Source organism: Proteus sp. STS61-E (genome assembly GCF_040932335.1).
In the GTDB taxonomy this organism is placed as follows: Bacteria; Pseudomonadota; Gammaproteobacteria; order Enterobacterales; family Enterobacteriaceae; genus Proteus; species Proteus mirabilis_B.
Genome location: NZ_JBFQGE010000007.1, coordinates 158,392 through 180,300 on the forward strand (window position 1 = coordinate 158,392; position 21,909 = coordinate 180,300).

Annotated in this window: 23 protein-coding genes; 8 read left to right on the top strand and 15 right to left on the bottom strand. The window is 38.7% G+C overall.

Translation table 11 applies throughout. From position 1 onward, the window contains the following. Positions 1-74: 74 nt before the first annotated feature. The gene (gene yihI / locus AB4J89_RS15820; protein WP_088494309.1) at positions 75-572 is read right to left on the bottom strand and encodes a Der GTPase-activating protein YihI; all 498 of its coding nucleotides are present in this window, start codon (positions 570-572) and stop codon (positions 75-77) included. A 188-nt stretch (positions 573-760) separates the two neighbouring features. Between yihI and AB4J89_RS15825 the strand changes: the two genes are divergently transcribed. Continuing rightward, positions 761-2,233 carry a glycosyltransferase family 39 protein gene (locus AB4J89_RS15825; protein ID WP_368469889.1) on the top strand — a complete coding sequence of 491 codons (1,473 nt, stop codon included), beginning with the start codon at positions 761-763 and terminating at the stop codon, positions 2,231-2,233. 2 nt (positions 2,234-2,235) lie between these two features. Beyond that, entirely contained in the window at positions 2,236-2,793 is a 558-nt protein-coding gene (locus AB4J89_RS15830; protein WP_311755509.1) for a GNAT family N-acetyltransferase, read from the top strand. Here AB4J89_RS15830 and AB4J89_RS15835 read toward each other — a convergent pair whose 3' ends face one another. The 3 genes from AB4J89_RS15835 to AB4J89_RS15845 form a co-directional block, all read right to left on the bottom strand. Next, on the bottom strand, positions 2,794-3,456 hold the full coding sequence (locus AB4J89_RS15835; RefSeq protein ID WP_368469892.1) for a hypothetical protein: 663 nt from the start codon (positions 3,454-3,456) through the stop codon (positions 2,794-2,796). Beyond that, positions 3,437-3,811 carry a hypothetical protein gene (locus AB4J89_RS15840; RefSeq protein ID WP_311755507.1) on the bottom strand — a complete coding sequence of 125 codons (375 nt, stop codon included), beginning with the start codon at positions 3,809-3,811 and terminating at the stop codon, positions 3,437-3,439. Before AB4J89_RS15840 ends, AB4J89_RS15835 begins: the two co-directional genes overlap by 20 nt. 219 nt (positions 3,812-4,030) lie before the next feature. Then, entirely contained in the window at positions 4,031-5,389 is a 1,359-nt protein-coding gene (locus AB4J89_RS15845) for an NCS2 family permease (protein ID WP_252957024.1), read from the bottom strand. Between the two features lie 303 nt (positions 5,390-5,692). Here AB4J89_RS15845 and AB4J89_RS15850 point away from each other — a divergent pair, with 303 nt between their 5' ends. Both AB4J89_RS15850 and AB4J89_RS15855 read left to right on the top strand, forming a co-directional pair. Continuing rightward, on the top strand, positions 5,693-5,989 hold the full coding sequence (locus AB4J89_RS15850; RefSeq protein ID WP_109408979.1) for a DUF1778 domain-containing protein: 297 nt from the start codon (positions 5,693-5,695) through the stop codon (positions 5,987-5,989). Next, positions 5,967-6,479 (top strand): GNAT family N-acetyltransferase, encoded by a 513-nt coding sequence (locus AB4J89_RS15855; protein WP_109408978.1) that lies wholly within the window; start codon positions 5,967-5,969, stop codon positions 6,477-6,479. Before AB4J89_RS15850 ends, AB4J89_RS15855 begins: the two co-directional genes overlap by 23 nt. Before the next feature lie 56 nt (positions 6,480-6,535). Here the strand turns inward: AB4J89_RS15855 and AB4J89_RS15860 are convergent, their stop codons facing one another. From AB4J89_RS15860 to greB, 11 genes are all read right to left on the bottom strand, one after another. Further along, positions 6,536-7,288: an amino acid ABC transporter permease gene (locus tag AB4J89_RS15860; protein WP_311755506.1), complete on the bottom strand. Its 753-nt coding sequence runs from the start codon at positions 7,286-7,288 to the stop codon at positions 6,536-6,538. Between the two features lies 1 nt (position 7,289). Further along, positions 7,290-8,027, bottom strand: a complete 738-nt coding sequence (locus tag AB4J89_RS15865; protein WP_088494314.1) for an amino acid ABC transporter permease — start codon at positions 8,025-8,027, stop codon at positions 7,290-7,292. 106 nt (positions 8,028-8,133) lie between these two features. After that, entirely contained in the window at positions 8,134-8,973 is an 840-nt protein-coding gene (locus AB4J89_RS15870) for an ABC transporter substrate-binding protein (protein WP_036933789.1), read from the bottom strand. A gap of 213 nt (positions 8,974-9,186) precedes the next feature. Further along, a complete protein-coding gene (gene phoU, locus AB4J89_RS15875; protein WP_088494315.1) occupies positions 9,187-9,921 on the bottom strand; it encodes a phosphate signaling complex protein PhoU in 735 nt (244 codons plus the stop codon). Between the two features lie 14 nt (positions 9,922-9,935). Continuing rightward, positions 9,936-10,712 carry a phosphate ABC transporter ATP-binding protein PstB gene (pstB, locus tag AB4J89_RS15880; protein ID WP_088494316.1) on the bottom strand — a complete coding sequence of 259 codons (777 nt, stop codon included), beginning with the start codon at positions 10,710-10,712 and terminating at the stop codon, positions 9,936-9,938. A 29-nt stretch (positions 10,713-10,741) separates the two neighbouring features. Next, complete coding sequence (gene pstA / locus AB4J89_RS15885) at positions 10,742-11,644, bottom strand: phosphate ABC transporter permease PstA (RefSeq protein WP_228766712.1); 903 nt, start codon at positions 11,642-11,644, stop codon at positions 10,742-10,744. 1 nt (position 11,645) lies between these two features. Continuing rightward, complete coding sequence (gene pstC / locus AB4J89_RS15890; protein ID WP_088494318.1) at positions 11,646-12,605, bottom strand: phosphate ABC transporter permease PstC; 960 nt, start codon at positions 12,603-12,605, stop codon at positions 11,646-11,648. Between the two features lie 77 nt (positions 12,606-12,682). Then, the gene (gene pstS / locus AB4J89_RS15895) at positions 12,683-13,723 is read right to left on the bottom strand and encodes a phosphate ABC transporter substrate-binding protein PstS (protein ID WP_088494319.1); all 1,041 of its coding nucleotides are present in this window, start codon (positions 13,721-13,723) and stop codon (positions 12,683-12,685) included. Between the two features lie 214 nt (positions 13,724-13,937). Continuing rightward, entirely contained in the window at positions 13,938-15,278 is a 1,341-nt protein-coding gene (envZ, locus tag AB4J89_RS15900) for a two-component system sensor histidine kinase EnvZ (RefSeq protein WP_088494320.1), read from the bottom strand. Next, a complete protein-coding gene (ompR, locus tag AB4J89_RS15905) occupies positions 15,275-15,997 on the bottom strand; it encodes a two-component system response regulator OmpR (RefSeq protein WP_036933800.1) in 723 nt (240 codons plus the stop codon). Before ompR ends, envZ begins: the two co-directional genes overlap by 4 nt. 149 nt (positions 15,998-16,146) lie before the next feature. Beyond that, entirely contained in the window at positions 16,147-16,626 is a 480-nt protein-coding gene (gene greB / locus AB4J89_RS15910; protein ID WP_006534574.1) for a transcription elongation factor GreB, read from the bottom strand. 181 nt (positions 16,627-16,807) lie between these two features. Between greB and AB4J89_RS15915 the strand changes: the two genes are divergently transcribed. The 4 genes from AB4J89_RS15915 to AB4J89_RS15930 all read left to right on the top strand — a co-directional run bounded on the left by AB4J89_RS15915 (position 16,808) and on the right by AB4J89_RS15930 (position 21,334). Next, positions 16,808-19,147 carry a Tex family protein gene (locus AB4J89_RS15915; RefSeq protein ID WP_088494321.1) on the top strand — a complete coding sequence of 780 codons (2,340 nt, stop codon included), beginning with the start codon at positions 16,808-16,810 and terminating at the stop codon, positions 19,145-19,147. Positions 19,148-19,628: 481 nt separating this feature from the next. Further along, a complete protein-coding gene (locus tag AB4J89_RS15920) occupies positions 19,629-20,303 on the top strand; it encodes a CsgG/HfaB family protein (protein ID WP_075671346.1) in 675 nt (224 codons plus the stop codon). Between the two features lie 24 nt (positions 20,304-20,327). Next, on the top strand, positions 20,328-20,681 hold the full coding sequence (locus tag AB4J89_RS15925; protein ID WP_088494322.1) for a DUF4810 domain-containing protein: 354 nt from the start codon (positions 20,328-20,330) through the stop codon (positions 20,679-20,681). Beyond that, complete coding sequence (locus tag AB4J89_RS15930; RefSeq protein WP_088494323.1) at positions 20,678-21,334, top strand: DUF799 domain-containing protein; 657 nt, start codon at positions 20,678-20,680, stop codon at positions 21,332-21,334. Before AB4J89_RS15925 ends, AB4J89_RS15930 begins: the two co-directional genes overlap by 4 nt. Positions 21,335-21,909 lie beyond the last annotated feature (575 nt).

The window sequence follows — 21,909 nt, forward strand, 5'->3', positions numbered from 1 at the left end:
AAAATAATGGATATCAATAGGTTATTGATATCCGTTAGATGTAAGGTAATCAAGGCAAATGATTAGCCTTTTGATTATTTACCTTTCAGTAATTGCATGATGTCTTCAGTTTTTTCTTCATCGTCATCATCTTCAAACTCAATACCTAGCTCAACCATTAATTCGTCAATGCGATCAAGGGTTTTCTCAGTATAAGCCTGTTCTTCTGCATTGAGTTTTTCACCGTTTTCAAGACGAGACAGTAATTCATCTAAACGTGCATCGTTTTCTAACAGATCTAATTCTTGCTCAGGCGTTAAACGAACTGGCTCTGCTTTAACTGGCGCAGGTTTTTTCTTCACGACTTTTGGTGCATCACCTACAATCAGAGGGATCGGTTTTTTGCTACCAATGCGTGGATCTTTCGGCGCTGTATTTTTAGCTTGCTGTTTATTTTCCGCTTCCTGCTGACGGTTACCGGCAGGATTGCCACGGTGTTTCTTTTGACGTTTACGTTCACGTCCTTCCGCGTTCAGCTCTTCACGCGATTTCTTACGTGCTTTAGCTGCGGGCTTTCTTTTAATCATATTCATAATGGTAACTCGATAGTGATCTTCTTGGTTGCGCAATCTATCAGAAACAAATTTTCAATAAAAGCGCAAATTTAAGACAATTTAATTTTTGCTCACGTACAATGTGCGGTTCGTTTCACTATACTTTACTGTGTTGTGACATCATTTAACGACTAAACTAAATTAATTAACTTAAATTTCTATTTATTATGACATTATCATCTGCACAATTTCGTAAACCAGTATATTGGTGGGTTATTGGTTATGCGGCAATTTGGATCTTAGTGAGTTATCTTTTTGACCCTACAGTGCCTTATGATGCCGTAGAGGCTGTCAATTGGGGCACTAACGGAGGGTGGGGTTCCCCTAAAAATCCTTGGTTTGTTGGCTTTATAATGACACCAGCTATTTACGGCGGTATCGATTTTAGCTTTTATTGGTATTTTATCCACTTTATTGTCATTGCTGTTGGGCTATTAGGCGTTTGGAACTTAGCCTATAAGTTGACACAAAATACTAACTTAGCTTGGTTTGCTATGCTGGCGCTTAATTTATCTGGCGTTATCAACTTTGATATTATCCCTTATAACGATAACTATATTCTAGTTGGTTGTTGGGCATGGGCGTTCTATTTTTTCCTTTGTGCTATTAATGACAATCAAAAATATTGGATTGGTTTTGCCATTACGATGGGTATCGCCACAATGGGGAAATATTCATCATTAGCTTTTATTGGTTCTGTGTTTTTATCAAGCCTTTTTGTCCCTAAAGTTCGAGCAAGCTATTGTTCACCTTATTTCTATTTAGCATTGGCTATTTGGTTTGCTTTTGTTATTCCTAATTTTATTTGGTTATGGCAAACCGATTTTGCCGCTTTTAAGTGGGTCGATTCACAAATCGAAAACCGTTTTAATTTACGTACTACTCGTGCTGCACTCACTGTTTTTTACCCAGTGATTTTAATGTGGGGAATTTTACGTTTTTATGGTGGACGTGTAAGTTGGTTTGCTTCTAAAGATAGCCAATTACTCAATTTTCTATTTCTATTTCCATTAACGATTATTTTTATTTGGTTTAGTTTTCATGAAGGGGGACGTATCAGTGAGTGGTTACAACCCTTTATGTCGATTGCGACTGCACTTTTTGTCGGCTCAATTAGTGTCATGCCCAAACGTTCATTACGTGGCGCACTGTATGGTTTAGGTGTTTTCGGTATGTTGGTTGTTTCTGGTTATACCGTCGTTCAAGCCGCTAATGTGCGTAATGCAGGTCAAAAATTTATCGGTGTAAAAACTTTTGTGCAAGATGTTGAACAAGCTTGGTATCAGCATTATCACACTCCACTTGCGTATGTGGGTGGTGAATATATGCATGAATGGGTAACTTTTTATGGCAAAGATAGGCCATTATCTTCACAGCCTTGGGTGTTAGAAGCGAATGTGCAGCCTCCGAATATTTATAATCGACATATCACACTTCAACAGTTAGAAGAAAAAGGTGTCGTATTGGTCAGTGAAGTTGGCTATTACTGTGAGAAAGCACATTTTGATGAAGGCTTAAAGTATTGGCCGAGTTTAAAAATAGTCGATACTCAAGAGATAATGTTTCGCGCAGAGCCCGATGCCATTACTGAGCCAGTTTGTATCGCTTTTGTGGCGCCAAAAACACATAAGGAAAAGTAGAGATGCGTTACGCTGATATTCAAGTTGAAACAGAAAGATTAAGATTGCGTCCTTTTGAAATGGGGGATGCTGAAGATTGGTTTAAGATCATGAGTTCAGCTGAAGTGACGCGTTATTGGAGCCATCTTCCTTGGCAGTCACTGCAAGAAGCGCAGGAAGATATTATTCAAGATATCACGCATATGGAAAGAAAAGAGTATCTGCGCTTAGCGGTGATAGATAAAGCAACAAATGCACTGATGGGCATGTGTGTTTTTTTTAATCATTACCCTAATTCACGACGTGGCGAAATTGGGTATTGCCTTGATACAGTTTATCAAGGTAAAGGCGTCATGAAAGAAGCGATGGTGGCATTTATTGCGTATCTTCAAACTCATCTATCTGTTCGTCGTTTAGAAGCGGATATCCACCCTGATAATAAAGCATCAGCTGCGTTGTTAGCAAAATTAGGTTTTGAACAAGAAGGGTATCTAAAACAGCGTTGGATAGTCGGTGATGAAGTTTCTGATTCGATTGTTTTTGGTTTGTTGCTGCTTACAATAGATATAGATAAAGCCTAATTAAGGGGAGTCTATTAGGCTGGATATTGCAAGTAAAACGACTCTTTCGCCAAAATCGCCTTCTGGGATATTTAATTTTTCTATGAAGGCGAGATCAATACTGAAATCTATTGAAGAAGGTCTACTCCAAATATGAGCGCTGTTTGTTATAAGAGATTTTCTATTGCATTCATAAAACATCAATTCACCATCAGAAAAGTATTTATGTGATAGCGTATTATTATGACAATGCATTACATAAAGCGTAATATTTTCTGAATTTGATAAACCAATAGTCCATAAACTCATGCCACCCAGAGTTTGCTGAGTATCACTAATTACGCCACCGTAAATTTCAATTATCCTTAAATAAATTGCGACTGAAATACCTAATGAACGGTATTCATTATCTACATAGGCAGATTCTATTTGAGGTAAATTAGGTGAAAATAATATTGGTGTGGATAAATTAAAACTCATTACATAATTAGCAACAACAATATTATTTTTTATATCTTTAACATATAACCGATTTAATTCAGAACTAACGTTTTCTCTTAATAATAAATATTCTTTTTGATCATTATCTAAAATTATTCCTAATTCATCTATTTCACCAAAATCCCCGCTGTTATCTGGATTAATTAGTCGTTTATCATGGCGATCAATTAATATGGGTGGCATTCATTTGAGCCTTTTTATGCTGTGAGTTAAAAGTCTTAATCATTTTTTTAAGCTTTCTATGATTAAAAAGCTTTTCATAGTGTACTTTATATTTATTATTTATTTTATTTGAAAAAGATTCAGATACAACACTAAATCCTTTTTTATTTTTAGATAGCGCTAATTGAACTTCAAGAATAGGATATACATTATCCCAAATAGCTGTTTTTTCCCAGCCATCATTAAGGATTAAGACTCTAGGTCTTGTTTCACGCTCTTTCATTATTCTAACTTCGAAATTAATGCCTTCACTATCTTTAATTTCACCAATTAGAATAGTTCTACTTGCTATTGTATGAGGTGAACGTTTATTCATTTCTCCTCCTAATAATTAGTAAGCTTAAAGTTATTATGATGAATATAATGTTTAGTAAATATAATAATTATTAAGAAAATTATTTATTGCATATCATTATAAATAACCATAACGTTCCCTTTATAGTATTTTAGTGATGTTTAAAAATAAAGCAAAACTTGTCGCCTGATAAAAAATAGGAAAAGCAATAGCCAGTAGACTATTGCTTTGGAGTGAAATTTAGAAAAGATTTTTTAAATCAATCACATGAGTATCAATCAGCAATATTTTTAAAATAAATAGCAGTGAAACAATCACAACACATAGATTAATTTCTTTCCAGCGGAAAGTACCCACTTTCATAACACAATAAGCAATAAAGCCTAGTGCGATACCTTCGGTAATCGAGAAGCTAAATGGCATCATGACTGCGGTGATAAAAGCAGGAACAGATTCTGTTAAATCATCCCATTTCACGCGTGTAAGGCTGGATGTCATTAATACACCCACATAAATCAGTGCGCCTGCTGTCGCATAGCTTGGCACCATACCTGCTAGTGGTGATAAGAAGATAGCGAGTAAGAAAAGAATACCCACAACAACGGCAGTTAAACCTGTGCGACCACCGACAGAAACACCGGAAGTACTTTCGATAAATGCGGTTACAGAAGATGTTCCCATTGCAGAACCTGCAACAGAACTTAAGCTATCGACGTATAATGCTTGTTTCATTCGTGGAAACTTGCCTTTGTCATCAGTTAAACCTGCTTTATCAGTGACACCAATTAATGTGCCAGAAGAGTCAAATAGGTTAACCAACATAAAAGCAAAAATTACGCCTGAAAGACCGATATCTAAGGCTCCCATAATATCAACTTTACCAACAACGGTTGTGATAGAAGGAGGAACAGCAAAGATACCTTGATATTGAACATCACCTAAAAGAAGACCAATTACAGTGGTGATAACAATTGAGATAAGAATAGCGGCATGAATATTACGAGCAGCAAGAATAGCGATAATAAAAAAGCCTAATGCACCTAATAATACGTTATGAGAAGCAAAATTACCGATAGTAACGATAGTGTCATTATTAGGAATAATAATACCGGAGTTTTTTAAGCCCATCATGGCGATAAAAAGACCGATACCGCTAGTAATACCAACACGTAAACTCAGTGGAATATGGGCAATTATCCAGTAGCGAATACGAAAGAGAGTCAGTAAAAATAGCCCTACGGCACCCCAAAAAATCGCACCCATAGCGACTTCCCATGAGTAACCCATAGCACCAACGACGACGAAGGCAAAGAATGCGTTTAAGCCCATCGCAGGTGCAACGGCAATAGGTAAATTTGCCACTAATCCCATTAAAATACTGCCGAAAGCCGCAATTAAGCAGGTCGTCACGAAGACGGCTTTGATATCCATATTGGCAGCAGCAAGAATTTGAGGGTTAACGAAGATAATATAAACCATCGTTAAGAAAGTCGTGATACCCGCAATCAGTTCGGTGCGAGCGTTTGTGCCGTGTTCTTGTAGCTTAAACAGGCGTTGGAGCAAACCCTGTGATCCAGAATTTGGTGATGACATGCTCATAGACAAAAGATCCCAAAAAAAATGTTTTTCGCTTTATCCTACACAAATAAAACAATAACTGCACCTAAAAAAGTAATCGATTGCGTAGAGCGCTACAGCGAAGGCATTAAAAATAGATGGAGATATTTAATAAACTAAGTGTAGTTTAGTGCTAATAATTGTATGACGTCAAAATGGCACATTTTATTTACTTTGTTAAAATTTGATCATATTATCTTGCTTGAAAAGTGAGCTGTTTTGAAGTTTTACTAGTTTTATAAATAACAGCTATTAAATAAGTTTTAATAAAGAGGTGGAGGAATTATGCCTACTTTATCAAATGAAAGGATCACAACACGTATTAGTCCCGAAATGAAAATTTTGTTAGAAAAGGCTTTATCATTATCAGGTTATACGAGTTTAAATAGTTTTATTGTACAAGCAGCTATTGCTGAAGCTAAACGGCTAATCGAGCAAGATATGCGTATTAAACTTTGTCAGGAAGACGCTTTAGATTTTATTAATGCATTGGAAAAACCAATCGAAATAAATGATCGCTTCCTTCGTGCCGCGCGCAAGCATAAGGAAACAATTCTTGATGAAAATAAGTCCTCTGAATAGAAAAATACATGATAGAACATCTTTTGATTGTGGCGATAAAACACTTAATAACTACTTGAAAGCAATATCCAATCAACATCATGAAAAAGATTTAGCACGTACTTTTGTATTAACAAGTGAAATCGAGCCTACAAAAATTAAAGGATTTTATTCATTAGCATTGTGTACTATCGATTTAGATGAATTACCGCAAGAAATCGGGAAAAAATATCCCAAAGAGCTCTATTGCGTATTAATCGGGCGGTTAGCAATTAGTCAGCAGTATCAACGCCAAGGTTTAGGATCTATTTTATTAGTTGATGCTGTAAGAAAAGCAATAAATTCATCTGGTAATATTCCGATACCCATGATTATCGTAGATGCAAAGCATGATATTGCAAAAAGTATGTATCAAGGATTAGGTTTTTCTTCATTTAGCCAAAATGAATATCGTTTATTTATGACTATGGCGAATGCTAAAGCGGTAATCAGTCTAGTTGATAATGAATAAATCAATTATAAAGAGACTAACTTATTTTATTAAAACAATAAGTTAGTCTCTTTTGTTTATCCCATTTCTTTCTTAACAAATGATTGTTGTTTAAACGGCAACACCATCTGCCAAAAAGGGCGCTTTTCTTTTTGTGTGGAAAATAATTTAGCCACTCTATTGGCAATAATCTCCAATGAAAAACAGAGAATAAAATAGATAAAAGCAACAAACAGGAAAACTTCCATTGGATAAACCATACTGCGGTTATTAACTTGAGTCGCTAAGAAAGAAAGTTCACCCACACCTACCACATAAGCTAATGAAGTATCTTTAATTAAGGCTATCCACTGATTAATAAACGAAGGCACCATCATGCGTAATGCTTGTGGCAAGACGATGTACCACAACACTTGCCAGCGATTAAAGCCTAATGATAATCCAGCTTGCCATTGCCCTTTTCCAATCGCCAAAATGCCGGCTTTAACGCCATGCGCAATATAAGACGACGTAATTAAGGCCAATGCACAAATTACGGTGGTGATTTCAGGAATTTCCATTCCTAATACAACGGGCAATAGAAAATAGACCCAAAATATCAACATAATGACAGGAATTGCGCGGAAAAAACCTAAAAAAGCTGCAAAAAGGTTAACCCAGACACCTCTGAGCATAGCCAAAGCAATGCCACCTAATGTACCCAAAATAATTGATGCAATACCCGCAATGATGCTGATAAAAACGGTCAGTGCTGCACCTTCTAAAGGCCCATCAGGATAAGCACCAAAGAGTAAGTACTGCCAGTTATCAGCAATAACAGTAAAGTCCATATTAATACCCTTGTGCTAATTTACGTTGCTGATGCCATTGTCCCCAAGCTTCCATCAATGCGATTGCTGCAATATAGAGGATCGTTGCAACACCAAAGGCTTCAAAGGTGCGTAGTGATTCTGTTTCGACTTGCCTTGATGCGTAAGAAAGCTCCGCAACACCAATAGCCATCGTCAGTGATGAGTTTTTTATCACATTCATGTATTGACCCAATAAAGGGGGCAGAGCAATACGAAAGGCTTGAGGTAAAATCACATAGCGCATAGATTGCCACTGAGTTAGACCTAATGCCAAAGAGGCATACTTTTGTCCTTGCCTAACACCTTGAATACCGGCTCTTAGCTCTTCGGCAATAAATGGCGTTGAGTAAAATGTCAGACCCACAATACCCGCCAAAAACTCAAAAGAAGGCCAAGAAAGCGTTATACCTAAAAATGTAATCTCATGAGGAGTGTTTAACCATACCATGGCGCTTTGTGGCAGAATTTCTCCTGATGCGAAATACCAAAAGAATAACTGCACTAACAGCGGAGTATTACGAAATAGAGAAGTATAAGTAGTAGCTAACCAGCGTAATGGTGCAAAAGCGCTATCTCTTGCAGCACTAAGGGCAAAGCTCATTAATGTTGCAATGACAATAGTCCAAAAAGAGATAAGCAAGGTGATTAGAAAACCACTCCAGAGCCAATTTAAATAGTGTGGCTCAAGAAGGTAATGTGAAAGAAATTGCTCAAACATATAATAGGCCTATTGTAGACACCAAACCCCGCAAAAGCGGGGTAGGTGTTTTAATAAAGGAATAACTTTATTTTGATGAAAGAAGAAAGTTATTACGCTTTAAAGATCAAGATTGTGGTGTTTGCTCTGATAGTGGGGCAAATTTAAAATCACCACGAGGTTGAGCTGATTTTGTTTCAGGGCCAAACCAACGATTGTAGATCTCGTCGGCTTTACCCTCTTTTTCCAATCTTAATAGGGTGTTATTGATTTCGTTAATTAAACGCTCTTCACCTTTAGCGGCTGCAACTGCTTGGTATTCACGGGTAATGCTAAATGATGACACTTCAAAATCGGCTTTAATGGCATCAGGAAGATTTGCTAATAAACCCACTAACTTCGCATCATCTTGTGTGATGGCTTGTACGTTACCGTTACGTAATGCAGCAAAAGCCAGTGGTGTATCGTCATAAGAGATAACTTTGGTGTCAGGATAGCGTTCACGTAATGTGATTTCTTGAACAGTACCTTTATCAGCACCAATACGCAGTGAGTGAATTTGTTCTGGGTTGGTTAAAACCCCTTTACGTGCAATAAATTTTTGTCCGGTTGCAAAGTAAGGAACAGAGAAATCAACTTGTTTAGCTCGCTCATCGGTAATGGTGAAGTTAGCTGCGATTAAATCGACTTTTTTAGAGCTTAAAAGTGGGATACGGTTTGCTGGGTTTGTTGGACGCAGTTCCAGTTTTACACCTAAATCTTTGGCGATCTCATTGGCGATATCTGCATCATAACCTGCGAGTTTTTTGGTTTGAGGATCAATAAACCCAAATGGAGGATTACTGTCAAAAATCGCGATACGTACTACACCTGCTTTTTTTATATCATCGAGCTTATCTGCTTTTGCAATACCAGAGAAAAGCACAGAGCCTGCAATTAATGCGGTTGCCAAGACACGTAATTTCATTATTCACCCCAAAGAAAAGAATTATCATCGTTATGTTGGATATCACGCTATCAAGTTGATCTAAGTTCATAAAATAATAAAAATTGATATGGATATGCTTTTAAGGAATAAGATGGAAAAAAGTGTTGAGCGAAAGCGGTATTAATTTATAGAGCATAAAAAAACAGCGACATGAGCGCCGCTGTTTTGAAGAGAAGAAAAAGAGAGAGAAATTTATTTAGAAGCGTTGCTATCGTCATTTTTTGTGAGCATTTTTTCTACTTGGTCACCCCCTAAATGGCGGAAATCATGACCTTTTACGTAATAGAAAATAAACTCACAAATGTTCTGACAACGGTCGCCAATACGTTCAATAGAACGCGCGCAAAATAGTGCTGTTAGCACGCTAGGAATAGTGCGAGGATCTTCCATCATATAAGTCATCAATTGACGGACGATACCTTCATATTCGTTATCAATTTTAGCGTCTTCACGATAGATACGCACTGCTTCATCCAAGTCCATACGCGCAAATGCATCAAGAACATCGTGAAGCATTTGTATGGCGTGTTGACCTAAAGATTCTAAGCTCACGAGCAGTGGTTGATGTTGGTGTGAAAACTTTTCAAGTGCGGTTTTACAGATTTTTTCAGCAACGTCACCAATACGTTCTAGTTCAGCGATCGTTTTTGATATCGCCATAATTAAACGTAAATCACTCGCGGTTGGCTGGCGTTTAGCAATAATTCGCATACACGCATCATCAATGGCGACTTCCATCATATTGACGTTATGGTCACCTTGAATGACTTCATTTGCTAATGCTTGATCCTGATTATGCATCGCCATAATGGCTTTTTTCAGTTGCTCTTCAACAAGTCCACCCATAACCATTAGCTCAGTACGGATATGCTCTAACTCAGCATTAAATTGACCAGAAATATGCTTATTGTGATTTAAATTATCCATTTAGTGCCTCGTTATCAGCCGTAACGCCCAGTGATGTAATCTTCAGTTTGTTTTTTCGCAGGACGCGTAAATAACGTATCCGTATCGCTAAATTCAATTAACTCGCCTAAATACATAAATGCAGTGTGATCAGAACAACGTGCCGCTTGTTGCATGTTATGTGTCACGATAACCACGGTATATTCTGATTTAAGTTCACTGATAAGTTCTTCAATACGACCAGTTGAGATAGGGTCAAGTGCTGAACAAGGCTCATCAAGTAATAAAACCTCAGGGCGAATAGCGATACCGCGTGCTATACATAAACGCTGTTGTTGACCACCAGACAGACTATATCCACTCTGATGTAATTTATCTTTGGTTTCGTTCCATAATGCGGCTTTAGTCAAAGCCCACTGAACACGTTCATCCATATCAGCGCGAGACAATTTTTCAAATAAACGTACACCAAAGGCGATGTTGTCATAAATCGACATCGGGAACGGTGTTGGTTTTTGGAATACCATTCCGACTTTGGCACGTAATAACGCAATATCTTGCTTATCTGTCAGGATATTGTTGCCATCTAGCAGAATTTCACCTTCTGCACGTTGTTCGCCATAAAGCTCATACATTTTGTTAAAAGTACGCAGTAAGGTTGATTTACCACAGCCAGAAGGGCCGATAAATGCAGTCACCTTATTTTTGGCAATATCTAAAGAGATATTTTTCAGCGCATGGAATTTACCGTAGTAGAAGTTCAAATCACGAACTTGAATTTTATTTCCTGCGTTATCATTAGCCATAATCATTCAACGTCTCTCTTGCTTAACTTTCTGCGTTAACCGTGCTTGCGTTTAGCAAATAGCACGCGCGCAATAATATTGATAAATAGAACACAGAGGGTGATAAGTAATACGCCAGCCCAAGCAAGCTCTTGCCATTGTGCAAAAGGACTCATGGCGAACTTAAAGATAGTCACAGGTAAGTTAGCTATCGGTTCGTTTAAGTCTGTGCTCCAGAATTGATTTGATAGTGAAGTAAATAACAGTGGTGCAGTTTCGCCTGCAATACGCGCAATCGCTAATAACACACCTGTGATAATGCCTGATACCGAGGCTTTTAAGGTGATTTTAGAGATCATCTTCCACTTTGGTGTCCCTAATGCGTAAGCGGCTTCGCGTAAGCTATCAGGTACTAACTTCAACATATTTTCAGTGGTGCGAATAACGATAGGAATTTGCAGTAACGCTAATGCGATAATTCCCGCCCATCCTGAAAAGTGCTGCATCTGTGCGACAACAATGGTGTAGACAAAAAGCCCGACAACGATTGATGGCGCTGACAGCAAGATATCGTTAATAAAGCGTGTGGTTTCAGCAAGCCATGAACGACGACCATATTCAGCAAGATAAATCCCTGCAAGAATACCTAATGGTGTTCCAATCACTGTTGCCCAAAGGATGAGTAATCCACTACCGACAATGGCATTCGCCAATCCGCCACCATCAGTATTCGGCGGAGGTGTCATTTCAGTAAAAAGTGCAAGTGACATGCCATCGAAGCCTTTGGTAAACGTGGAGAATAAAATCCATGTTAACCAGAAAAGACCAAATGCCATGGTAGAGACAGATAAAAATAGCGCGATACGATTTTTTTGACGACGCCAAAGTTGGCGTTTATGGCGTACACGCAGCTCGTTTTCTGTTTGAACTCGCAATGAAGAAGAGGATGTTTTAGACATATCAGCGCGCTCCTTCATTTCTTGATAAACGTAATGTCATAAACTTAGAAATCGCAAGAACGATAAAGGTGATGACAAACAGGATAAGCCCTAATTCCATTAATGCAGCAGTGTGTAATCCCGTCTCAGCTTCAGCAAATTCATTCGCTAATGCAGACGTGATACTGTTACCCGGCATAAATAACGAGGCAGAGTCTAATTGGTAGGTATTACCGATGATAAAGGTTACCGCCATAGTTTCACCTAAGGCACGTCCTAATCCCAACATAACACCGCCGATAACGCCATTACGGGTATAAGGTAGAACGATATTCCAAATCACTTCCCATGTTGTACACCCAATGCCGTAGGCAGACTCTTTCATCATGACAGGCGTCTGTTCAAACACATCACGCATAACAGAAGCGATATAAGGAATGATCATGATAGCGAGGATAACGCCTGCAGCTAAGATCCCGATACCAAAAGCAGGGCCAGAGAAAAGCTCGCCAACGATAGGAATAGAAGAAAGCACATTACCTACCGGCTCTTGGAAATAGGTTGCAAAGAGTGGTGCGAAGACAAACAGTCCCCACATACCATAAACAATACTTGGAATAGCGGCGAGTAACTCAATAGCGATACCTAACGGGCGTTTTAACCAATTAGGCGCTAATTCAGTTAAGAAAAGAGCGATACCAAAGCTGACAGGAACGGCAATAACCAGTGCGATGACTGAAGTTACAATGGTGCCGTAAATGGGTACTAGTGCCCCAAATTCCTGAGCAGGAGGGTCCCACTCTTTCGACCATAAGAATGAAAGGCCGAATTGTTGAATACTTGGCCATGAGGCGAAAATCAGTGAAACAATGATACCTGTTAAAAGCAAAAGTGTAATCAACGCAGCTAGACGAACCAGTGCGCTGAAAATAACGTCCCCTCGTTTACTAGGGGCCTTTATTACCGTTGTATGCTCGGCCATAAAGCCTCTTTTAATTTATTACCCCCTGTTTAGCAGGGGGTGAACGTTAACTTATCTCTTAATGGTTCCCGGTTTTATTAGTAAATCGGTTTACCATTACTGTCTTTAATACTTGTTTTCCATGCCGCACGAATTTGCTCTACAACTTCTGCGGGTAATACGGCGTAATCTAGATTTTTCGCTTCTTGATTACCTTTGTCGTAAGCCCAGTTGAAGAAATTCAGTACTTCTTTACCTTTTTCTGCATTTTGCTGTTTCTGATGCACTAAGATAAAGGTGGTGGAAGTAATCGGCCATGCGTTTTCACCTTTCTGATTAGTCAGGTCTTGTGCAAAGCTTTTGCTCCAATCAATTTTTCTTGCTGCGGCACTAAAACTGTCTGCTGTTGGTGCGATTGCTTCGCCGTCAGCGGTGACTAATTTAGTATAAGCAAGGTTGTTTTGTTTTGCGTAAGCATATTCAACATAACCAATTGAACCCGGTACACGTTGAACGAATGCCGCGATACCATCATTCCCTTTTCCACCTAAGCCTGTCGGCCATTTAACAGTAGAGCCAGCGCCTACTTCATCTTTCCATGCACTATTTACTTTTGATAAGTAGCTAGTGAAAACGAAAGAGGTTCCAGAGCCATCTGCACGACGAATAACTGCGATATTTTGGTCTGGTAATTTTACGCCCGGATTAAGTTTAGTGATGGCAGGGTCGTTCCATTTTTGGATCTTGCCTAGGTAGATATTACCGATAGTATCGCCATCTAAGGTCAGTTCACCTGATTTGATACCAGGAATATTAACTGCCATAACAACGCCACCAATCACGGTAGGGAATTGGAATAAACCGTCAGCTTGTAATTTATCGTCTGCTAATGGCGCATCAGAAGCACCAAAATCAACGGTATTTGCAATGATTTGTTTTACACCACCAGAGGAACCAATGCCTTGGTAGTTAATTTTGTTACCCGTTTCTTTCTGATAGGAATCTGCCCATTTAGCATAAACTGGGGCAGGGAACGTTGCGCCAGCACCAGTCAGCGAGGTCGTTGCCTGTGCAGAAAGAGCGGTCATTGAAAACGCAGCGGCAATGACACTAGTCAGGGTGGTACGCATCAGTTTCATAATCCCTCCTGTGGGATAGGTAGAATAATTTTCGACATCTATCAACTTCGGTTACGGTACGCACAGACAATAGGTCAGTTTGATGACAATTAAATGTCTTAATTGTGACAGTTTTATGACAAAGCAAAAAAATGATGAAATATTTATAGGAGGAGAGAAATTAGAATGGAAATGGCGTCATAAAAAAGCACTTCAATACTTGAATTAGAGAGGACTAATCATCCTCATCTTCACGCTCTTTTAATGGGAAGTTAGCTCGAATTAATAATCCGCCTTTAACGCTATCATCAAGCTCAACATAACCACCATGAGCATCCATAATACGGCGAATAATGGATAAACCTAAACCTGCACCTGTTGAACTACGCGCTTGTTCACCTTGAACAAAAGGTTGGAAAAGACGTTGTCTATCTTCTTGTGGGATACCGGGACCATCATCTTCAACTTGGAACCAAGCATATTCTTCATTTTTGCCACTTGAAACGCGTATCCAGCCATTACCATAGCGAGTGGCATTCACAACCATATTGGCAAGTGCTCGTTTTACCGCAATAGGGTTAGCTGTGATATTAATGGGTTCAGGATGAAGATGTTCTTCACTGATTTTTCCTGAATTAGATTCGGCTGAAATGACTTCTTGCAATAGATTATTCATATCACACAGCTCTAAAGACATCTCTTTACCCGTGCGCATATAGTCTAAGAATTGCCCAATAATGGAATCACAATCTTCGATATCTTTATTGATAGAGTCTGCGAGGTAACTATCTTCGGGACTCATCATTTCTGTTGCTAGACGAATTCGAGTCAATGGCGTACGCAAATCATGGCTGACACCTGCCATAACGAGTGTTCTATCATTATCTAATGAGCGAATTCCTGATGACATCTGGTTAAAGGCACGAATAATTGAGCGCATTTCAGAAGAGCCAGATTCAGGAATAGGAGGAGGAATAACTCCTTTTCCGATGCGACGCGCTGCATATTCCACTTCATTAAGTGGGCGATTTTGAAAACGACTATAGAGCCAGAAAAAAGCGACAACGATAATAATAAAAATAATCGCTTGCCGATAAACGGGGAGTAAGAAGTTTTGCCCTAATTCAGTCAACGGAACACGTATCCAAAGCGAGGGAGACATATGTGTATTGACCCATAAAACAGGGTATTCCAGCGTATTCTCGATCCAAATTTCGGTTTCTCCCCCCAGATGTTCAGTCATCTGCTCACTTAATTCATCATCTATTTTTGCCCAATAAAGACCTTCTTCAAGTGCTGCTTTTTTATCAAAGAAAGAAATGCCTAATTCGTTATAGATTTTATTGCGTAAAGCAGGGGATATTTTTAGCGGGGTGCCATCAACGAGGATCAATTCTTCAGGCATTAAAGTGCGTATTTCATACGCTAATACTTTATTAAATTGCTGAAGGCTTGGCCCAACAATAAGATGCTGCACAACGATATAACTGGCTATCAAGCTAAAAAAAAGTAGCGAGATAACCAGAAATAACGAGCGTGTTAGTTTATTGTGAGGGGAAAGCCTCAGCCTTCTCATTGAGCGCTGGTTCCATCAGGAACAAAGACGTAACCAAGACCCCAAACCGTTTGAATGTAACGAGGGTGTGTTGGATCTTCTTCAATCATGCGACGTAAACGAGAAATTTGAACGTCAATTGAACGCTCCATAGCACTGTATTCTCGACCACGAGCAAGGCTCATTAATTTGTCACGAGACAGTGGTTCACGAGGGTGTGATACCAGTACTTTCAATACAGCAAATTCACCACTCGTCAGAGGCATATGCTCTTCTTCGTGGAACATTTCGCGTGTACCAAGGTTCAGCTTGAACTTACCAAAAGAGATAATGGCGTTATCTTGTGAAGGTGCGCCCGGTAATTCATTTGCTTGACGACGAAGAACGGCGCGAATACGTGCGAGTAATTCTCTTGGGTTAAATGGTTTTGAGATGTAATCATCAGCACCAATTTCAAGCCCAACAATTCTATCAACCTCTTCCCCTTTCGCTGTCACCATAATAATAGGGATAGGGTTGTTTTGGCTTCTTAAGCGGCGGCAAATAGATAGGCCATCTTCACCTGGAAGCATTAAATCGAGCACAATAAGATGGATAGATTCGCGAGTGAGCAGACGATCCATCTGATCGGCGTTTGCAGCAGTACGGATTTGAAAACCCTGCTCTGTCAAATAGCGCTCTAAGAGTGAACGTAGACGTAAATCATCATCCACGATTAGCACTTTATAACTTTCTTGCATTTTTTAAGCTCCCGAAGTGCAAATGCTTTTATTAGCGAATTCTATCATCGATAAGAATATTAAACCAAAACCAAAGAATAAATGTTAATAATTTATAGATAAAACTTGTTCATTGGTCCTAGGGAAGGGCATAAAACTATTTATTTATCTTATTCCGAATGATATTTGATAGATAATACGCAGTAATTAACTTCACCACCTGGTGTCTGCACACTAATTTCATCATCAACTTGTTTACCAATGAGCGCTCTGGCAACGGGTGAATCAATAGAAATCCACTGTTTTGCTGGATCAAACTCATCGGGACCCACAAGTCGAAAAGTTTTGACGTTTTCGTCATCATCTTCAAGCGTGACCCAAGCACCAAAATAGACTTTTCCTTCTTGGCGAGGATCGGGGTCAACAATTTTTAGTTCATCAAGGCGTTTTGATAAAAAACGAACACGTCTATCAATTTCACGTAATCGCTTCTTTCCATAAATATATTCAGCATTTTCTGAACGGTCGCCTTGTGCTGCTGCTTCTGAAACCGATTGTGTAACACGAGGGCGCTCTTCTTTCCAAAGATATTTTAGCTCTTTGTCTAAGGCATACCAGCCATCGCGAGTAATATAGTTACTTTTTGCCATTACGAATAAAAACTATCATCAACATTGAATTTCATAAAGGTACTATAGCGTGAATGTTAAAATAATCTGTTAATTTCCTCATAATTGTCGAGCTAGATGGGAAATTTGCCAAATTTTTTTAGTGCTCTGCGTGTATAATAGCCATCTTTTTTAACTATTCCTCTCGGTAGGTAAATATTTTATGAATGAATCATTAAGCCGAATTATTGCAGATGAGCTCTCGGTTAAGCCCCAGCAAGTCCTTTCGGCGATAACGTTACTGGATGAAGGGAATACGGTGCCATTTGTTGCCCGTTATCGTAAAGAGGTCACAGGCGGATTAGATGATACTCAATTACGTCAATTAGAAACTCGCCTCGGTTACCTACGGGAACTCAACGATCGCCGCCAAACAATTTTAAAATCAATTGAAGAACAAGGAAAGCTGACGCCCGAATTGCGATCTTCAATTAATGAAACTCAAAGTAAAACAGAGCTTGAAGATCTCTATCTTCCTTATAAGCCTAAGCGCCGTACTCGTGGTCAGATTGCGATTGAGAATGGATTAGAACCCTTAGCGGATTTACTGTGGAATGAACCACAAAATAGCCCAGAAGAAGCGGCAGCCGCTTATATCAACACAGAAAAAGGTGTTGATGATACGAAGGCGGCTTTAGATGGCGCGCGTTATATTTTGATGGAGCGTTTTTCAGAAGATGCTGGATTATTGGCAAAAGTTCGCCAATATTTATGGAAAAATGCGCATCTTGTTGCCAAAGTGATTGAAGGAAAAGAAGCCGAAGGGGCGAAATTTAGTGATTATTTTGATCACCATGAGCCAATCGCTAATGTTCCTTCTCATCGCGCATTAGCGATGTTTCGTGGTCGAAATGAAGGGATACTTCAATTATCACTCAATCCAGATCCGCAATTTGAAGAAGCGCCTAAAGAGAGCTACGGTGAACAACTGGTCACGGAACATTTAGGATTACGTTTAAATAATCAGCCTGCTGATAGCTGGCGTAAAGCTGTTGTGAGTTGGACTTGGCGTATTAAAGTTTTAATGCATATTGAAACAGAATTGATGGGCCAATTACGAGAAAAAGCGGAAGAAGAAGCGATTAATGTTTTTGCTCGTAACCTTAATGATCTACTGATGGCGGCTCCTGCTGGCATGCGTGCCACAATGGGGCTCGATCCTGGTTTACGTACTGGTGTTAAAGTTGCGGTTGTTGATAGCACGGGTAAATTAATTGCCACAGATACAATTTATCCACATACAGGACAAGCTGATAAAGCGGCGGCAAGTGTAGCTGCATTGTGTATTAAGCATAATGTTGAACTGGTGGCGATTGGTAATGGTACGGCATCTCGTGAAACAGAGCGCTTTTTCGCTGAAACAGTAAAACGTTACCCAGAAGTCAAAGCGCAAAAAGTGATTGTCAGTGAAGCAGGTGCATCGGTGTATTCTGCGTCAGAGCTTGCGGCTAATGAATTCCCTGATTTGGATGTTTCTATCCGTGGTGCGGTTTCTATCGCGCGTCGCTTACAAGATCCGTTGGCTGAACTTGTAAAAATCGATCCTAAATCGATTGGGGTTGGTCAATATCAGCACGATGTTAGCCAAACATTATTAGCGAGAAAACTGGATACTGTTGTTGAAGACTGTGTGAATGGTGTTGGTGTTGATTTAAATACCGCATCAGTACCGTTATTAACGCGTGTTGCAGGGCTTAGCCAATCTATTGCTCAAAATATTATTAGCTGGCGTGATGAAAACGGTCGCTTTGTCGATAGAAAACAGTTGCTCAAAGTGGCGCGTTTAGGGCCGAAAGCCTTTGAGCAATGTGCCGGTTTCTTGCGTATTCGTGATGGTAAAAATCCGCTAGATGCCTCAACGGTTCACCCTGAAGCGTACCCAGTAGTTGAAAATATCCTGCAATCTACACATCAAAAAATTGATGATTTAATGGGTAATAGCGCTTTAATTTCACAAGTGGATGCAAGAGCATTTATTACAGATCAATTTGGTTTGCCAACAATTAATGACATCTTAAAAGAGTTAGCAAAACCGGGACGTGACCCTCGTCCAGAGTTTAAAACTGCAACCTTTGCTGAAGGTGTCGAAACGATGAATGATTTAGTCAGTGGCATGATCCTTGAAGGAACTGTGACCAACGTGACTAATTTCGGTGCATTCGTTGATATCGGCGTACACCAAGATGGTCTGGTTCATATCTCTTCTTTAGCAGACAGATTTATTGAAGATCCACATACAGTGGTGAAAACTGGAGATATTGTTAAAGTTAAAGTTCTTGAGGTTGATTTAGCTCGTAAACGTATTGCACTGACTATGCGTTTAGATGAAGTCGCAGGCGATAGTGATAAAAAACAATCATCATCAAATAATACGAATTCTGCTAGAAACAACAAAGGACAGAAACCAGCTCGCAATAACCGCCAGACAATAAATAATGGTAATAGTGCGGGAAATAGTGCAATGGGTGATGCTTTAGCTGCCGCATTTGGAAAAAAACGCTAATAGCGCATTTATTGCTACCGTATTAGTCGGTAAAAAGAGTGAAAATAATGAGCGTGATATAACTAATATTGGTTATATCACGTTTTTTATTACACATTATTTAGATGTTGCTTTTAGATAAAAATATTTATAAAAACTAATTAAATAGCAACGTAATACAAATTCTTTTTCATTTTTTTATAAGTTTAATTTTAAGCTGACTTAAGGGATATTGATAAAATAATAGATAAAGCATTCTCTATTTTATCTCTATATTTATTTGTTGTTGTTTTTATCACCCATCTTCTATTCTCCCCGCCGCTGATTGCCTTTATATTATAAATAAGAGCTGATATATCTTTTAACCTTATTATTACTGAGGTTTATAAGTGTGGGCTTTATGAGCTAAAACTGAAAATTATTATTTCCGTTTATATCAACTCTACTTCAATTAATAGAATGAATATCTATAGGTTTATTTCACCTTTATTGGGTTATTAATATGAATTTAAATAAATTATCACTTGGTTTGATCTTGGTTTCTGCATCATTACTTGCAGGATGTGCATCAGAATCTTCACGCTCTTTAGAAGTTGCTAAAGTTGCAACCTATAACACAACTTATACCGGCACTAAGAGCGCTATTTCTATTGGTAAGTTTGATAACCGTTCTAGTTATATGAATGGAATATTCTCTGATGGAGTTGATAGATTAGGAAATCAATCCAAAACGATTTTAATGACGCACTTACAGCAAACAGGGCGTTTTAATGTATTAGATAGAGCTAACTTATCTGAATTAAAAGAAGAAGCAGGCATTAAAGGCCAAAGCCAACAGTTAAAAGGTGCAACATATGTTATTACTGGCGATGTCACTGAATTTGGCCGTAAAGAAGTTGGTGACCGTCAATTATTCGGTATTTTAGGCCGTGGTAAAACACAAGTTGCTTATGCCAAAGTGAACTTAAACGTTGTGAATGTGAATACATCAGAAGTGGTGTTCTCATCTCAAGGTGCGGGCGAATACGAGCTTTCTAATCGTGAAATCATTGGGTTTGGTGGAACAGCAAGCTATGACTCAACACTTAACGGTAAAGTGCTTGATTTAGCTATTCGTGAAGCGGTTAATAACTTAGTTGCAGGCATTGAAAGCAATGCTTGGCAGCCTTCAAAATAATGCACATTCTATAAGGATATAACGATGTCAAAATCATTAATAAGCCTTGTTTTTGGTGCATTATTACTGACGGGCTGTGCAAGTGGTCCTAAACCACTTTATAACTGGGATAGTTATCAACAAGTGGTGTATCAGCACTATCAACAAAGTGAAAGTGATCCTCAAGTACAAATCGATGCATTAAAGAAAAGTATTGAGCTTTCTCGTGCCAAATCATTAGGTATTCCACCGGGATTACATGCACATTTAGGTATGTTATACGGTGCAACAGGTGCATTAGATTTAGCGATGGCTGAATTTAGTGAAGAGAAAGCACTTTACCCAGAATCAGCGGAATTTATGGATCGCCTGATGAAAAATAAAGGAATGCAAAAATGAGTCGCTTATTCACTTTAATTTGTTTGGCTTTTGCGCTGGTATTAACGGGATGTGCCCAGCCTGTTAAAACAGATTACTCCGCATTTAAACAGAGTAAACCAAAGAGCATTTTAGTCTTGGTGCCCCAAAACCATACAACAGAAGTTGGAGCTGGACACAGTTTCTTATCTCAAGTGACATATCCTTTAGCTGAAGCAGGATATTATGTGTTCCCTGTTGCTGTCGTTGAAGAGACATTTAAGCAAAACGGCTTATCCATGGCTGGGGATATTCATGCAGTAAGCCCTAATAAATTACGTGAAATCTTTGGCGCTGATGCTGTTTTATACTTAGATATCACCGAATTTGGAACGTCATACCAAATTATTTCTAGTGATACGCGAGTTACTGTCGCAGCCAAGCTTGTTGATCTTCGTAATGGTGGTGTGTTGTGGAGCAGTTCTGCAACGGCATCAAGTACAGAAACAGAAGGTTCATCAGGTAGTTTAGTCGGGATGCTTGTTTCAGCGGTTGTGAATCAAATCGTGAATACAGTATCAGATAAAAGCTATCAAATTGCGGGTATAACCAGTGTTCGCTTACTTTCTGCTGGAAATGCGAATGGCATTCTGTATGGTCCTCGTTCTCCTAATTATGGTAAAGAAGCAGAATAAATAAATGCTATAAAATAAGCATAATAAAGAGAAAGGCTCTGCTTATTAACTTTAAAATAAGTAGAGCCTTATTTTATTTATAGGTATAAATAATAATTATTCTTATTTGGTGCTAGGTAATGCTACATATATTTATTGTAAGATAAACGTGAAGTAGAAGAGTGAATAAAAGAGATGAATTGTTATTGAAGAGATAAACCATCCTTGGTTGCTAGTCCGTTTCCTTCCGTGGTTAATAATCCATAATTCGGGTATATAAAAGAGACTGATTAAATAAGAGAAACGTCAATTAGAATAAGATAAGGTATGGGGGATGCTATCTTTCCTTGTAATATAGCGACCTTTATTCTTTAAATGAGCCTCAAATTTAAATCAAAACACGACCTAGTTGGATATTAATCAATGTTTGTCTCTAGGATATGTAATATTATAATTTAGGTAAAGATATAATTGTTACTATTATTATAATCATCGAATTAAGAGGGAATAAAAGAATAATAAAACTAATATAACGAGATATTTAATTAATTTAAATCGTATTTTGAGTAATATATCGTTTTAAACTCGGCGTAAAA